Source organism: Burkholderia sp. WP9, from assembly GCF_900104795.1.
Lineage (GTDB): Bacteria > Pseudomonadota > Gammaproteobacteria > Burkholderiales > Burkholderiaceae > Paraburkholderia.
The window spans coordinates 2,336,444-2,349,896 of record NZ_FNTG01000002.1 but is presented as its reverse complement, the minus strand read 5'-3'; the positions used below and the strand labels follow the sequence as shown (position 1 = coordinate 2,349,896).

At 61.8% G+C, this 13,453-nt stretch carries 12 protein-coding genes and 2 pseudogenes; 6 read left to right on the top strand and 8 right to left on the bottom strand.

Annotation, left to right across the window (positions count from 1 at the left end; all coding sequences use genetic code 11):
• The first annotated feature begins 50 nt into the window (after window positions 1-50).
• Window positions 51-1,334, top strand: a complete 1,284-nt coding sequence (locus BLW71_RS31635; RefSeq protein WP_091806575.1) for a multidrug effflux MFS transporter — start codon at window positions 51-53, stop codon at window positions 1,332-1,334.
• Between the two features lie 142 nt (window positions 1,335-1,476).
• On the opposite strand, the gene BLW71_RS31630 is transcribed toward BLW71_RS31635, so the two are convergent.
• The 3 genes and pseudogenes from BLW71_RS31630 to BLW71_RS41200 form a co-directional block, all read right to left on the bottom strand.
• A complete protein-coding gene (locus BLW71_RS31630; protein WP_091809106.1) occupies window positions 1,477-2,910 on the bottom strand; it encodes an NAD(P)-binding domain-containing protein in 1,434 nt (477 codons plus the stop codon).
• A gap of 187 nt (window positions 2,911-3,097) precedes the next feature.
• Window positions 3,098-3,751, bottom strand: coding sequence for a cysteine dioxygenase family protein (locus tag BLW71_RS31625; protein WP_091806572.1), 654 nt, complete (start codon window positions 3,749-3,751; stop codon window positions 3,098-3,100).
• A 40-nt stretch (window positions 3,752-3,791) separates the two neighbouring features.
• Window positions 3,792-4,168: pseudogene (locus BLW71_RS41200) on the bottom strand (ATP-binding cassette domain-containing protein); the annotation flags it as partial.
• A 190-nt stretch (window positions 4,169-4,358) separates the two neighbouring features.
• Between BLW71_RS41200 and BLW71_RS42985 the strand changes: the two are divergent.
• Together BLW71_RS42985 and BLW71_RS42980 are read left to right on the top strand one after the other, a co-directional pair.
• Window positions 4,359-4,445: pseudogene (locus tag BLW71_RS42985) on the top strand (transporter substrate-binding domain-containing protein); the annotation flags it as partial.
• Window positions 4,446-4,536: 91 nt separating this feature from the next.
• Window positions 4,537-4,869, top strand: coding sequence for a type 2 periplasmic-binding domain-containing protein (locus tag BLW71_RS42980; RefSeq protein ID WP_502686868.1), 333 nt, complete (start codon window positions 4,537-4,539; stop codon window positions 4,867-4,869).
• A gap of 184 nt (window positions 4,870-5,053) precedes the next feature.
• Here BLW71_RS42980 and BLW71_RS31610 read toward each other — a convergent pair whose 3' ends face one another.
• On the bottom strand, window positions 5,054-5,995 hold the full coding sequence (locus BLW71_RS31610) for a LysR family transcriptional regulator (RefSeq protein ID WP_091806569.1): 942 nt from the start codon (window positions 5,993-5,995) through the stop codon (window positions 5,054-5,056).
• Between the two features lie 474 nt (window positions 5,996-6,469).
• On the opposite strand from BLW71_RS31610, the gene BLW71_RS31605 reads away from it, so the two are divergent.
• Genes BLW71_RS31605 through BLW71_RS31595 form a run of 3 tightly spaced genes read left to right on the top strand, consistent with a single transcriptional unit; the run spans window position 6,470 to window position 9,298 of the window.
• Window positions 6,470-7,906, top strand: coding sequence for an NAD-dependent succinate-semialdehyde dehydrogenase (locus tag BLW71_RS31605; RefSeq protein ID WP_091806566.1), 1,437 nt, complete (start codon window positions 6,470-6,472; stop codon window positions 7,904-7,906).
• A gap of 13 nt (window positions 7,907-7,919) precedes the next feature.
• Window positions 7,920-8,300: a carboxymuconolactone decarboxylase family protein gene (locus BLW71_RS31600; RefSeq protein WP_091806563.1), complete on the top strand. Its 381-nt coding sequence runs from the start codon at window positions 7,920-7,922 to the stop codon at window positions 8,298-8,300.
• On the top strand, window positions 8,297-9,298 hold the full coding sequence (locus BLW71_RS31595) for an NAD(P)H-quinone oxidoreductase (protein WP_091806560.1): 1,002 nt from the start codon (window positions 8,297-8,299) through the stop codon (window positions 9,296-9,298). The genes BLW71_RS31600 and BLW71_RS31595 overlap by 4 nt, the downstream gene beginning before the upstream one ends.
• A gap of 48 nt (window positions 9,299-9,346) precedes the next feature.
• On the opposite strand, the gene BLW71_RS31590 is transcribed toward BLW71_RS31595, so the two are convergent.
• From BLW71_RS31590 to BLW71_RS31575, 4 genes are all read right to left on the bottom strand, one after another.
• Window positions 9,347-10,840 (bottom strand): CHASE2 domain-containing protein, encoded by a 1,494-nt coding sequence (locus BLW71_RS31590; RefSeq protein WP_286162164.1) that lies wholly within the window; start codon window positions 10,838-10,840, stop codon window positions 9,347-9,349.
• A gap of 23 nt (window positions 10,841-10,863) precedes the next feature.
• Complete coding sequence (locus BLW71_RS31585) at window positions 10,864-11,478, bottom strand: OmpA family protein (RefSeq protein WP_286162163.1); 615 nt, start codon at window positions 11,476-11,478, stop codon at window positions 10,864-10,866.
• Window positions 11,479-11,492: 14 nt separating this feature from the next.
• Window positions 11,493-12,026: a FecR family protein gene (locus tag BLW71_RS31580; RefSeq protein WP_286162162.1), complete on the bottom strand. Its 534-nt coding sequence runs from the start codon at window positions 12,024-12,026 to the stop codon at window positions 11,493-11,495.
• 456 nt (window positions 12,027-12,482) lie between these two features.
• A complete protein-coding gene (locus BLW71_RS31575; RefSeq protein ID WP_091806556.1) occupies window positions 12,483-13,373 on the bottom strand; it encodes a LysR family transcriptional regulator in 891 nt (296 codons plus the stop codon).
• Window positions 13,374-13,453: the final 80 nt, after the last annotated feature.

The window sequence follows — 13,453 nt, the reverse complement described above, 5'->3', positions numbered from 1 at the left end:
AAGGTTGCGGCAACGCAGGTGCGCTATTGGCTTAAAAGAAATGCCAGATCATGTCGTTGAATAATCGCTCACCCGCTCCAGCGGCATTATTGCCCGGCACTGCAGCGGAAAGCGTGACACCCGCAGCCGACCAGCACGGTCTGCGGATCCTCGCCATATTGAGCCTCCTGATGGCGTTCGCGTCGATCTCGACGGACCTGTATCTGCCTGCCCTGCCCGCGATGGCGCTCTCGCTGCACGCCGACACCGGTGCGATCGAGCTGACGATCTCCAGCTATCTGATCGGGTTCAGTGTGGGCCAACTGCTGTGGGGTCCTATCGGCGACCGTTACGGCCGCCGTATGCCGATCGCCATCGGACTCGTGCTGTTCATTATCGGATCGGCCGGCTGTGCGCTGTCGGCCAGCAGCGGCGCGCTGGTCGGCTGGCGAATCGCGCAGGCCGCGGGCGCGTGCGCGAGTGTTGTGCTCGCTCGCGCGATGGTGCGCGATCTCTACACGGGCCATCGCGCGGCTCAGATGATGTCGACACTGATGACGATCATGGCGATCGCACCGCTGGTCGGACCGAGCGTGGGTGGCCTCATTCTTCACATGGCGTCATGGCGCGCGATTTTCTGGGTGCTGGTCGGTGTCGGGCTGGCGACGCTCGCCGCATTGGGCGCATTGCCCGAAACGCTACCCGAGGCGCGCCGCAATCACGAACCGCTCGGCCGCGCGCTCGCCGCCTATGTCACGCTATTGCAGCATCGCCGGGTGCTCGGCTACGCGGGCGCAGGCGGATTCCTTTACGGCGGCGTGTACGCGTATGTTGCCGGCACGCCGTTCGCATACATCACCTATCACCACGTTTCGCCGCAGCGCTATGGCGTGCTGTTTGCAGCGGGCATCGCAGGCATCATGATCACGAACCAGATCAACGCGAGGCTGGTGAGGCGCTACGGGAGTGATCGCCTGATGCGTGCCGGCACGTGGGGCGCGGCAATCGCGGGCATGCTGCTGGCCATCGACGCATGGACGGACTGGGGCGGGCTGGCCGGCCTCGTGATTCCCCTGTTCCTTTTCGTTTCAGCGACCGGCTTTATCGTCGCCAATGCGATTGCGGGTGCGCTCGGCACATTCCCCGCGCGCGCCGGCACCATGTCGGCGCTCATCGGCGCAAGCCAGTACGGCACCGGCGTTCTGGGCTCGGCACTCATGGGCTTCTTCGCCGATGGCACGCCCGGGCCGATGGGCGCCGTGATCGCGGCGATGGGGATCGGCAGCCTGCTTTGCGCCACGCTGCTCGTGCCGCGGCGTGTCGCGATCTCCGGCGTAGCGACCACAGCTAAATGAGACCTTGCGGGTAATACCCGGCTCACCTTGCTTTGCTGACCGAATCGACCTCGGCATCAACTACGTGGACTCTGCTCCGGCGCACAAACGACAGTCGTGACAACGGAGATGCAGACGCCAGGCGCACCTGCATCTCTCCACCTCAAGCGTTGGACGCCTCACGCTGCCAGACGCTCGACGCATACGCCGTTTCGTCGAAATCCGCCGGGACATCCGCCGCAAGTCGCGCGGCATGCGAATCGAGATCTGCAAGAAAGAGGTCGCGGCTGATACGGCGGACCACCGCGGGAATATCGCGCTTCATACTCGGCACGTCACCTACCGGCACACCGGCGCTGACGAAACCCGCCGGGTTGTAGACGTGGATGTCTTTCAGATACGGCGCCTGTCCCGGCGATTTCTCCAGATACTCCAGCGCCGCGCCGAGATACGGATGCGCGCCGAGCCCTTCGTCGGCATCGCTGGCGGGTGGTGTGTACTGATCGCTCCACAGCCGGATGTGCGACGCGAAATCCACAAGCTCTGCCCGCGCCGATGGATCGATGAAATAGCCCGTGCCCGCAATCGCAAAGTCGAACTCGAACGTTTCGCCCGACACCTGCGCCGCGATGCGCCCTTCCACTTCACGCGCGGATTCCCATTGCGCGCCTGTATGCAGGTGAAAGTTCGGAAAACGTGTGACGCGCTGAAGCGAGTCCAGCGGTGCGGTCGATCCCGAGCGCTTGAAGCGAAGCGCCTGCGCCCAACGCAGCGCGTCGGGCAAATCGAAATAGTTGTCGTAGGCGCCGGGGTAGGCGCGCGCACGTGAGACCGGCACGGCCGCCAGCGCCGCACGTCGCACGAACAGATGCACGTTGGCCGCGCCCGCTTCGAGTGCGGTCGCCGCCGCATCGAATGCGGAGGCCGCGCCGCCTAGCACCGCGACTGACTTGCCGCGCAACGCGGCAAAGTCGATGTCGTGCGACGTATGCGCCACTAACAACGCCGGCAATTGCGCCAATACGCGCGGCACGAACGCGCCGCCATTGCCCGCTACACCGTTGCACAGCAGCACCTTGCGCGCCGTCTCGACGCGCGCGTTGCCACTCTCTTCGAGATGCAGGCGGAAATGTGTGCCCAGCGGTTCGATTCTCACGAGCCGTGTGCCGTAACGAATCGGGATGCCGAGAAATTCGCGGTACCACGCCAGATACTGCGCCCACTGCTCACGCGGAATGCGATCGATCTCACGATACGACGCCGCGCCGAAACGCGCTTCGTGCCACGCCTGAAAGCTGAGCCCCGGTAAACCGACTTCAGGCCCGACCAGCGACTTCGGCGTACGCAGCTTGTTCATGCGCGCGCGGGTCAGCCACACGCCGGCCTTCGACGCGTCATTGGCTGCATCGATCACGCTCACTCGGCCGATGCCGGCCCGCCGCAGCGCAAACGCGAACGCACAGCCGGTCTGCCCACCACCGACGATGAACACGTTGTGATCGATACCCGGCTGGTCCGGGACCCAGTTCTCGGGCGCCGGACCGAGCAGTTCGAGGGTGCGGCGCGCTTCGTCGTCGGGGTGAGTCGTGTGTGTCATCGATCTGTTTTCCTTGTTGGCGGCATATTGCCGATTCAGTTCGCGCAACCGCTGCGAAGGCGGCCTGTGTCACTTGTTGCCTTCGTCGGTCAGGAAGCCCGTGCAGTGCCGGTCCTGGGCGATCCTGTCATCGGCGCGATCGATGCGTGCAGAACGCGCGTCAGCAATCCATCGCCGCGCGCCGACATCAGCCGACCGCCTGGGTCGCGCGTTGCATGTGCGTCGCGTTGTAACGCACCACGAGACCTGTGTCAGTTTCGAAGCCAAGTCTCCCTGTCAACGTTTCGAGCGGCCGGCCGTACAGGTGAAAGTGCAGCGTAGGTTCCGCGCCGCCCACATGAATGCTGTGGATATCGTCCGGCAGAAATGCGATCGGCACGCCTGGGCGCACCACCACTTCCTGCGCCAGTTCGAGTTGCGCGCGATCCGGGTCGCGGCCATCGTCGATACGCCGGTAGAGGCGGTTGAGTTCCGCGCCGTCGATTGCAGCGATCACGGCCCATGTGTCGTGGTTATGCGGGATCGTCGTCTTGCCCGGCAACAGCGAGTTCAGATAAAGCGCGAAACCGTCTTCACCCGGGTTGAGCCGGTAGCGAGTCGACGTGTCGCCGCTGCCGGGTTGCGGCGGCGGAAAGTCAGCGGCATCGAACAGCGTGCGATGGGTCGCGAGTTCGAGCAGCCGTTCACTCAGCGCTTTGATCGCTCCGCGCGTCACGCCTTTTTCGCCGACGATACGGCGGGCGTCGGCGAGTAGTGCCTGCACGGCTTCGTGTCGTTGAGTGGAGACGTCATTGCGGGTTTCATCAGTCGTGGTGGTGGTGGTGGTGGTGGTCGTGGTCATGATCGTGAGGAATGGGACGAATTGCGCTCGCGGCGAGGACCGGATCGAGCGCCGACATCACTTCGTCGAACAGGATCCGGTCGGGCTGCATCGCCAGCGAGCGTGCTATTGCTACGCGTTGCTGCTGACCGCCCGACAATGCGCCCGGATACATCGGGCTTTGTCCGCGAGACACACTTTGGCGAGCAGCACATGGGTGTCGGTTCTCTTCGCGCGCACGTCGATGCCGTCGACGTGAATCTCGCTGGTTCGCGGCACGTTGCGCAGTGACAGCAATGCCCCGTTACCGCGCTGTCGCGCGACTTGCAGGGTATCGCTATCGGCGCGCACGGCCGGCGCCTGCGCGCGCGCCGTGGCCGCTGCGTTGGGCGCGATACCGATGCGCGCCACGCGCTCGGAGAGAGCCAGTTTCGTCATTCGTTGGGTGTCCTGTCGTGAGTGCGAGGCGGTCGTGCCGGTATTCGAGTGGACGGCCGATCAACCGGCCGCCGAACCAGCCGCAAATTATTTTAGGAACGCAGAAGACATTCGCTAACCAATGAATGCGCGAAACCTTATCTATCGATCTGCTATGTGAGAGAAAAACTCGCAGCCGCGCGGCATCAACGTGGACCTTGCGAACGACATCGCCAAGCGGCCCGGTGCGAAAATCCAATTGGCTTCGGTACAGTCCTCTACTCGTGTACAGTTCCTGCAGCAATGCAAGGTCGACATCCTGATCGCCAATATGGAATACAACCGGCAGCGTGGGGAGATTCGCGGTCACGTGCCGACACCGTACTATCGTGTGGGCGGTACGGCGCATCCCGAAATCGAGCGGCATCACGAAATGGGAAGATCTGCGCGGCAAGCCGGTGTGCATCTCGCAGGGCAGCAGCTATATCCGGCCGGTCGTGGAGGGGTACGGCGCGCTTCCACGCGCGTTTCCCGGCGCGTCGCAATCGCTGCCCGCATTGCGCGGCGGGAGTTGTGTCGCGGCTGTACATGACGCTGCACCGCCGCTTTATCCGTTACAACAGCGCGACCCGGAATGGCGCGATTACCGGACCATTCAACCGGCGCTCGAACCGGCTTCGTCGGATTTCGCAATTCACGCGCTGGCTGGAGAAGCGGCTTGACGCGGGGTGACGCATTGACGTGCTTGCGAATCTACCGCACGGAATCGTTGATCAGCGTGTGCAGATTCCTGACCTGATCGTCAGATGGCTGCGCGGCGACGACGGCTGCGTCCAGTTCGACCAGAGGCACAACGGCCCTCCTCTTTTCGCCGCGACAAGCTGACATCGGAACACACCGTTCCGTCTAAGATGGCGCACATTCGATCGCAAGCTCATTTGCGTAAGTTTGCAGTTGCTCGCCGACCTGAGCTTTTAGCGCATCAACAAAGCGCTTGATTTTCGCGTCTACGAACTGCCGTGACGGATAGACCGCATACACATTCCGCTCGTAGGTGTGAAATTGCGGCAGCACACGAACGAGCGTTCCCTTACGCAGGTCGTCGATCGCGGAGAATGCCGCAAGCAACCCTATTCCAGCGCCGTCGCGCAACGCAACGGCCATGGCCTCCATGTCGTTCACACTGAAGTGCGGGCCGGAGGGCCGGAAAACGGCAGTGTCGGAGGAACTCTGAAGATGCCATTCGTCGGGTGTGTAATCCACGGTGCTCAGCAGGACGTGCGCATGATCGGCCAGATCTTCCGGCTTCTCGGGCGCGGGATGCCGCGCCAGGTACGCAGGGGGAGCAGCCAGCACACAATGGCTGCTCCCGATCTTCTGGCTGACATAGGCAGAATCGGGCAACGCGCGGGCGATCACGACAGCCAGATCGAGTTGTTCCTCGAGGAGGTTGGGCATGCGTTGCGAGAGCAGCAAATCGACCGAAACCTCCGGATACGCTTCGCGGTAAGAAAGCACCGCACGCGTTACAAGCTCACGCCCCAGCCCCGGCACAGCGTGGACGCGCAACGTCCCACGCGGCTCGAGCAACGCGCTGCTCGCCTCGGCTTCGGCATGCTCGATGTCGGCCAGGATCGACACGCAGCGCTCGTAAAAGCGGCGGCCCGCGTCGGTGACGACGAGGCGTCGCGTTGACCTTTGCAACAGTCGCGTGTTGAGCCCTTCCTCGAGCACTGAAACGGCTCGCGAAACATTACCGACCGTGGTATCGAGATGGTTGGCGACGGCAGTGAAACTGCTCATCTCCACGACCTTCACGAATACCGACATGTTGTAGACCTTGTCCATTCCGATTCTTCCCGTTGAGCTTTCATTCTTCTTTCCTCAATCGCGTGCGACAGGTTCAACGCCACGCCACAAGCACACCCAGCATGATACGCGTGGGTTTCGCCGAGAGCAGAGACGGGGTCAGGCAGCTCTATTCCCCCAGGCAGCACGTTCAAAAACAGCACGGGCGTTCCATAACAACGGCGCGATTTTCCCTCCAGCAACAAGACTGATTCTTTCCTGCTCCCCTAAAAGCCAATCGTCTTCAGGCCTAGACTTCGTTCCGTAGTCAGGCACTCACTGCACTTCACATCGAATCGAACACCGCTTTCCTTCCAGGAGTCGAAAGATGAAACGCACGCTTTCCATGCTCATGCTCGCCGCCACGCTCGCGGTGCCTATCCGAGCAACCTGATCAGACGTGCTTCGATTGCGCGAACATACCGCTCTCTTGATACGGATGCCTAATTTTTAATTATTGATGGAGGTAACATCATGAACGCAAGCTACGAACCGCTATACCTGTTTATCGACGGCAAATGGATTGCTGCACAAGAACGCGAAACCGCACCGGTCGTCAACCCTGCCACGAAATGCGAACTGGGTCGCGTGCCGCTCGCCACTAGCGCCGATCTCGACCACGCGCTCGCTGTCACACGCCGCGCATTCGAGGTCTGGCGCAAGACGGTACCCGCCGAACGCGCGCGCATTCTCAGGCGCGCCGCCGAGCTGATGCGCGAACGCGCGCCGCGAATCGCAGAACTGATGACGCTCGAAGAAGGCAAGCCGCTTGCCGAGAGCCGCGATGAGGTACTGCGTGCCGCGGAGTACTTCGAATGGTTCGCGGAAGAGGCGCGTCGCATCGACGGCCGCGTCGTGCCGTCGAACCGCCCTGGCGTGCAGCAGCTTGTGAAAAAGCAGGCAATCGGTCCGGTGGCCGCTTTCACACCCTGGAATTTCCCGGCCATCACGCCCGCGCGCAAGCTCTCGGCGGCGCTGGCAGCAGGCTGCAGCGTGATCATCAAGCCCGGCGAGGAAAGCCCCGCCACAGCCCTCGCGCTGGCCCGCGCGCTCGACGACGCGGGCCTGCCCAAAGGCGTTCTGCAAGTGGTATTCGGCGTGCCCGATGAGGTCTCGAAGCAGTTGATCGCATCACTGGTGATCCGCAAAGTCACCTTCACGGGTTCGGTGCCCATCGGCCGTCTGCTCTCGGCGCGCGCGGCGGAAGGCGTCAAGCCCATCACACTCGAGCTCGGCGGCCACGGCCCGGTACTGGTATTCGAAGACGCCGACGTGGAGAAGGCCGCCGTCGACGGTGCGGCCAACCGCTTTCGGGGCACCGGCCAGGTCTGCATCTCGTCGACGAGATTCCTGATCCAGCGCGGCGTCTACGAGGAGTTCGTCGAACATTTTGTGCGGGCAACAAAGGCACTCAAGGTGGGCGACGGCATGGACCCCGACACCCAGGTCGGGCCGCTTGCCAATCCGCGCCAGCTTGCCAAGATGGAAGAACTGGTGGCGGACGCGGTGGCGCGCGGCGCAAAAGTGCTCGCGGGCGGCAAACGGATTGAAGGCGACGGCTACTTTTTCGAGCCGACCGTGCTCGCCGACGTCCCGATGGACGCACGCGTCATGCACGAAGAGCCGTTCGGCCCGATCGCCGTGTTGATGCGCTTCGACTCACTTGCCGACGGCCTTGCCGAAGCGAACCGCCTGCCGTACGGCCTTTCCGCCTACGCATTCACGCAGAACGCACGCACCGCGATCGACGTAGGCGATGGCCTTGAAGCCGGCATGATCGGCATTAACCAATACCGCATTGTCGCGACCGAACTGCCGTTTGGCGGCATGAAGGAAAGCGGTCACGGTTCGGAAGGCGGTGTCGAGGGTATCGAGTACTACCTCACGCACAAGTTCATCAGCCAGGCTTGAAAGGAGAATCGTCATGTCACACGCAGATTTCAGCAGCCCGCGCGAAGCAGCGCGCGCCTTCACGCCGAAACTCGCAGAGTTCGTCGACGCCACGCTCTATCCGCAAATCTGGAACGATCCCGCGCTTTCGCCGCGCGACCGTAGTCTGGTTACGGTCGCCGCGCTGATCGCGGGCGGCCATCTCGACGAACTCCCCGCGCATTTGCGCCGCGCCGTGAATAACGGCGTGACATCCGAAGAACTGTCCGCCGCGATCACCCACCTCGCGTTTTACGCAGGTTTTCCGGCCGCGATCTCGGCCTCTGCCGTTGCGCAGGCCACGCTTGCCACGCTTGCCACGCCACACGAGCGTGCTTTGAACCCGAGCCAAACAACCAAGGAAGCGCAATCATGAAAGCCATCACATTCGAGGAATTCGGCGATGCCGACGTGCTGAAACTTGCCGACGTGCCGGTACCGGAGGTGCGTCCCGACGATCTGCTGGTGCGCGTGCATGCCGCCGGCGTGAACCGAGCCGATCTGACACATCGCCGGGGCGGCTATGGCCGTCCCAACTTCGGCGACTCGACCATCAAGGGCCTTGAAATAGCGGGTGAAGTGATCGAGGTCGGCAACGAGGTGCAGGGTTACAAAGTGGGCGATCGCGTGATGGGCGTAGTAGGCGGGGGCGCGTACGCAGAGGTTGCACGCATCGACTGGCGCATGGCAATGCCGATTCCCGCCGTGCTCGACTACGTGCACGCCGCGGCGATTCCTGAAGTGTTCGTCACCGCTCACGAAGCGATGCTGCATCTTGGGGGCTTAAAACGCGGCGACTCCGTTCTGATTCACGCGGCGGCAGGGGGCGTGGGCTCGGCCGCGGTCCAACTGGCGTATGCGACCGGTGCACGGGTCTTCGCTACAGCCGAAGGCAGCAAGCTTGAGCGCGTCGTGCAACTTGGGGCCGACGTGGTCATCGACTATCGCACTGAAGATTTCACTGAAGTCATCAAGAAGACGACGAACGGCCGAGGAGTTGACGTCGTGATCGACTTCGTGGGCGCCCCGTATTTCGCGCGCAACGTGGCTGCGCTCGCGAATGGCGGTCGGCTGATCCAGGTCGGCATTCTTGGCGGTGGCGCTCAGGTGGCCGTCGAACTGGAGCAGATCCTTTACCGTCACCTGCAGATCAAGGGAACGGTGATGAAGTCCCGCCCGCAAGAGGAGAAACACGCGATGGTGCGGCGTTTTCGCGAGCATTGGCTCGAGCGCTTCGACGGCGGTGCCCGCCTGGAGCCGGTCGTGGACAGCACATTTGCGCTCGCTCGGGCCGCTGATGCACATCGGCGCATGGAATCAGCCGCCAATGTTGGAAAGATCATCCTGACCATGGCGGCAGACGACCTGGTGTGATGTGCATCGACCGTTGTCGATTCGATACGCACAACCGCCACCTCAGGTTTATGGCGTTTTGCCGGCGCGGCCGTTGTCTTGCTCCCGCGCCGGCGCGTCCACGGCTTCCGTTCTGATTGGTTCGTCGAGGCCGAGTAACGCCGGTGAAAGGAAGCAGCCCATGACCGCGGACAGAATAATAAATATGGCGGCCGCATCGACCAACAGTCCGAAGCGCATGAAAATAAAGAAGCAGCACAGAAGATTCAGCAGATGCAGGCATATACCCAGAGCGGTGACACCCTTAGGGAGGGTTCTTATGAATAACGCGAACCGAGAATGGGGGCGAGGCACATACCAGATGATCAGCAGACCGAACGTCATGATCAACGCGCATTCAGCCCATTTCAACCACGTGGGGCGGCGCAGAAAACGTCCCTCGAAAATCGTCTCGATGACCTGCGCCTGAATCTCGATACCCGGCACCAACTCGCCCAACGCGGTCGTGCGCATGTCAGTCACGCCGGCACCGGTCAGTCCGACCAGCACCAATTTGTCCCGGATCCGTTCCGGATCGACTGTTCCCTGCAGGAGGTCGCGTGCCGATACGTAGCGGCTCAGCGTCGATCGAATGGACGCGAAATGCAACCAGATGTCCCCGCCGGGCTGTGTGGGCACCAGCGCATCAGCAACGCCCACCGCTTGCACGCCCGATGTGTCGGCAAAAACGTCGATCGCAGCTGAACCCGTGGCGAGGCGGAGCATTTCAATCGGCAGACCGGGGACCAGCTTCTCCCTCAATCCCATGATGAGAGGAATGTGCCGGACGACGCCTTGTTCGACCGCCACGCTCAGCATCGCCTGCCCGTGCGCCGCCGCCTGCAGCTCCGGCAGGCTGGCGAGCACATAGTCGAACCGTCTCACGTAGTCCAGTGGGTCGGTGCCGTGCACGAGGATCGGAGCGCTTCGCATATCAGTGCTGGTGGCGAAGGCGGCATGATCGAGCGCAGCGGCACCCAGGATGGTCGGCGCCGCGCGCAACGATCTGGCGAGAATGGCTTCGTGACTGGGTAGAGCCCGTAAGCCGGCGGCGAGCGTTTCAGCCGTTTTCGGCAGATTGCCGGCGACCTTGTCGGGTGAGGTTTGATCCGGCTCCGGCATGTAAATGTCGAGACCGATAGCCAGCGGTTTCAGTGCCGCAATGGCATCGATAAGACTCGCAAGTCGATTTCGCGGCCAGGGCCATTGACCGACGGTTGCGAGCGTCTCCTCGTCGATCTCGACAATGGTCACAGGCTGAGCAGTCGGAATGCGTGGGAAGTGGCGTTGATACTGATCGAATAGAATTTGCCGGGCCGTTTTAAAAGAGTCGGGAAGCGCCTCGTCGAGCGTATCCACGAACGCGGGACGCGCTATGTCGCTCGGCCATTCGCTGCACAGGTTGAGCAGGCTCAGGCCAAACAGCACCATCAGCGCCACCGGACGACCCTGAGCCGCCTTCAGTAGATTCCTGATACGGGCATGCCATAGGTCGAAAAAGCGTTTCATCGACGGGAAGGCCATTCAGCGCCGATGGATGGCGCGGATCATTGGAGTGTGATGACTGCGCGCCGGTTCATGCGATTGGGAACGCCATCTGCGGTGGGCACCAGTGGCTCTCGCTTGCCGCGGGCAGCGGTCTCTATTTTTTGGGTGGGAACGCCTTGCTTGATCAGGAATGCTGCAACCGTCTTCGCCCGCTGCATGGAGAGTTGGTCATTGAATTCCTGAGAGCCCGCCAGGTCGGTATGACCGACCACCACCAGCTGCGGCGCGGGCCAGGTCGCCAGAACGGCTTTTAGCTGTTTGACCGTGGCCGCCGACTCAGGGGCCAGTTCAGTGGCGGAATCAAACAGAAAGAAGATCGTAAATGTCATGGGGCGAGGCGGCCGGGCCGCAAGCAGCTCGCCATATCGTGTCTCCACGGTGGATTGGCTATCCGTCGTTTTTTCTATGGCTCCGCCCTTGGTGACGTCGACGCCGGCGTAGGCCTTGTCTATTTTCTGCTCTGCCGAGGCGCTGTGAACGATGACCGCTCCGACTTTGCCATCAGGATCCGGCAATAGAATAATTTTGTCCGGCGTGCTGCACGCAGCGAGGAAAAGCAGCATGACGCATGCCGCGGCAAAGACCAGCCCGTGAGGTCGAATTGCAGCCTTCAACGTGCCCCTCCCTTTTATTTATCGCCCACTTCGATGATGAATTCGGTGCCGCGCACGCCCAGCGTGGTAGTCGGCGTGCTGAAGCGGACCGCATCCGGATTCGCCTTCGCCAACTTCCCGGAAATCACGGCCAGGGAGCCGCGTTTGACGGAGGCGTCGAGCGTGCCTTCGTGGGTCGTGGTATTGAACGCGAATTTGTTGAGTTCGAGGATGGTATTGGCGCCGGCCGAAAGTTGGGTGGTGTCCCGCAGCGTGATACCGACCGAGGACTCCGGGCCCGTCACGATGCGATCGTTGCCGTAAACCTCGCTGCCGATGGCCGCACCCGAACTTCCTTCAGCCCGCTCGATCTTCACCGTGCCCTTAACCGTCTTGACGACGCCGGCAGCATCGGCGGCCAGCGCATCGGCGACCGCCACGCACCCGCAGGCAAGAATCAAGGCATATTTGATGGCTCGAAGACGCATCGGCGGCACCTGATTTGCGTAAAGCGGCTTTCCGTGGGGCAGCACGGCCCCCAATGTCGACCCGGCGTTGTGAGCGTCCATTCCCCAACTTTTCGTAGAGCGGGGCTTGTGAAGGACCTGCAGAAATACTGCTCGTGGAGCTCAGGTGGAGGTTTGTCTGCTGCATCGAACAGAATATGGCGCTGATCCAAATGGCTCTGTGCGGTTCCGCGCATATCGCAACACACACATCTTTGGCAGCCGGCTCCAACCGGAGCGACCAATTCGTTATCGATTTTTCCACGCAGAGCGCTGATCTAAACCGTGGCTAGGCGATGCAGTGCCTACAGCACGCCTGATTGACGAGCTCCATTCACACTGGCAGGCACGCGACGACCGTTACTCGGAACTGCACGCCGACCGGCGTCGAACAGGATCGGGAAAGAGCTATCCGACAGTGCGCGTGTCGCTGGTCGGTGGCCGACCTGTTCCCGGTCTCACGAGGAAACCATCAAGGGCAGGACATGACGACACCTCATTCAGTTAGGCTTCGATCTGCTAACCGCCGCGCAAAGCCGCGATAACCAGGCGAACCGCAAGCGATGACTGGCGCCGCGTCGCATAGTACGCGTGATGCCCAGTCAACGTAGGAAACCAGTCTTCAAGAATCCAGCAAAGTCGTCCCGCCTGGACACTCGGTTCCGCGAGCGCCTTTGGAAGGTAAGCGACTCCGAATCCCTTCAAAGCCGCGTCCAGCATCTGGTACGAGTTATTGAAAACGAGCTGGCCGCTCACTTTCACCTCCAGCCGGCGTCTGCCTTTTCTAAGCTCCCACGGCATGAGCGTGCCCCTCGTGGGTAACCTCAAATTGATGCAATTGTGGGTGGTGAGTTCATGCGGTGCGCTCGGCGGTGGCGTTTTGCGAAGGTATTCCGGTGCCGCGACGATCGCCAGCGTTTCATCCGGCGCAATCCGTACAGCGATCATGTCCTTCTCAACCTGATCCCCCAAACGCACCCCTATGTCAAAACGCTCCGCGACAATGTCCGACAGGCCGTAGTCGTTGATCAGTTCAATGTGCAGCTCTCGATGTTCGCGCAACAACCCTTGCAGCTTGGGCCAGATGTACTGGTTCGCGGCGTAGTCTGTCGCGGAGATCCGCACCGTCCCTACCGGTCGTTCTCGAAGTTCAGCGACCGCCTGCAACTCCGCTTCGATCTCTTCAAGTTTCGGAGCAACGGAGTCGAGAAGGCGTTGACCGGCTTCTGTCGTGGAAACGCTGCGAGTCGTGCGATTGAGCAGGAGCATTCCAAGCTTCGTTTCAAGCGAAGTCACCGTTCTACTGAGAGATGACTGCGATACGCCTAGTTGCGCGGCAGCGCGCGTAAAACTCCGCTCGCGTGCCACGGTTAGAAGCGCGACCAGATCATTCAGGTCCGGAGTAGGCATTTATGCACCTGTGCATGAGTGTATGCCCATTTTGCCACCTAGTCGGGAGCCGGCCGAAGAACTAAATTATCTGTCATCGC

Excerpts from the sequence above, each read along its gene's own strand:
- BLW71_RS31635 (WP_091806575.1), top strand. The coding sequence starts at position 51 with ATGTCGTTGAATAATCGCTCACCCGCTCCAGCGGCATTATTGCCCGGC.
- BLW71_RS31630 (WP_091809106.1), bottom strand. The coding sequence starts at position 2,910 with ATGACACACACGACTCACCCCGACGACGAAGCGCGCCGCACCCTCGAA.
- BLW71_RS31625 (WP_091806572.1), bottom strand. The coding sequence starts at position 3,751 with ATGACCACGACCACCACCACCACCACCACCACGACTGATGAAACCCGC.
- BLW71_RS31605 (WP_091806566.1), top strand. The coding sequence starts at position 6,470 with ATGAACGCAAGCTACGAACCGCTATACCTGTTTATCGACGGCAAATGG.
- BLW71_RS31600 (WP_091806563.1), top strand. The coding sequence starts at position 7,920 with ATGTCACACGCAGATTTCAGCAGCCCGCGCGAAGCAGCGCGCGCCTTC.
- BLW71_RS31610 (WP_091806569.1), bottom strand. The coding sequence starts at position 5,995 with ATGGACAAGGTCTACAACATGTCGGTATTCGTGAAGGTCGTGGAGATG.
- BLW71_RS31580 (WP_286162162.1), bottom strand. The coding sequence starts at position 12,026 with ATGGACGCTCACAACGCCGGGTCGACATTGGGGGCCGTGCTGCCCCAC.
- BLW71_RS31575 (WP_091806556.1), bottom strand. The coding sequence starts at position 13,373 with ATGCCTACTCCGGACCTGAATGATCTGGTCGCGCTTCTAACCGTGGCA.
- BLW71_RS31590 (WP_286162164.1), bottom strand. The coding sequence starts at position 10,840 with ATGGCCTTCCCGTCGATGAAACGCTTTTTCGACCTATGGCATGCCCGT.
- BLW71_RS31595 (WP_091806560.1), top strand. The coding sequence starts at position 8,297 with ATGAAAGCCATCACATTCGAGGAATTCGGCGATGCCGACGTGCTGAAA.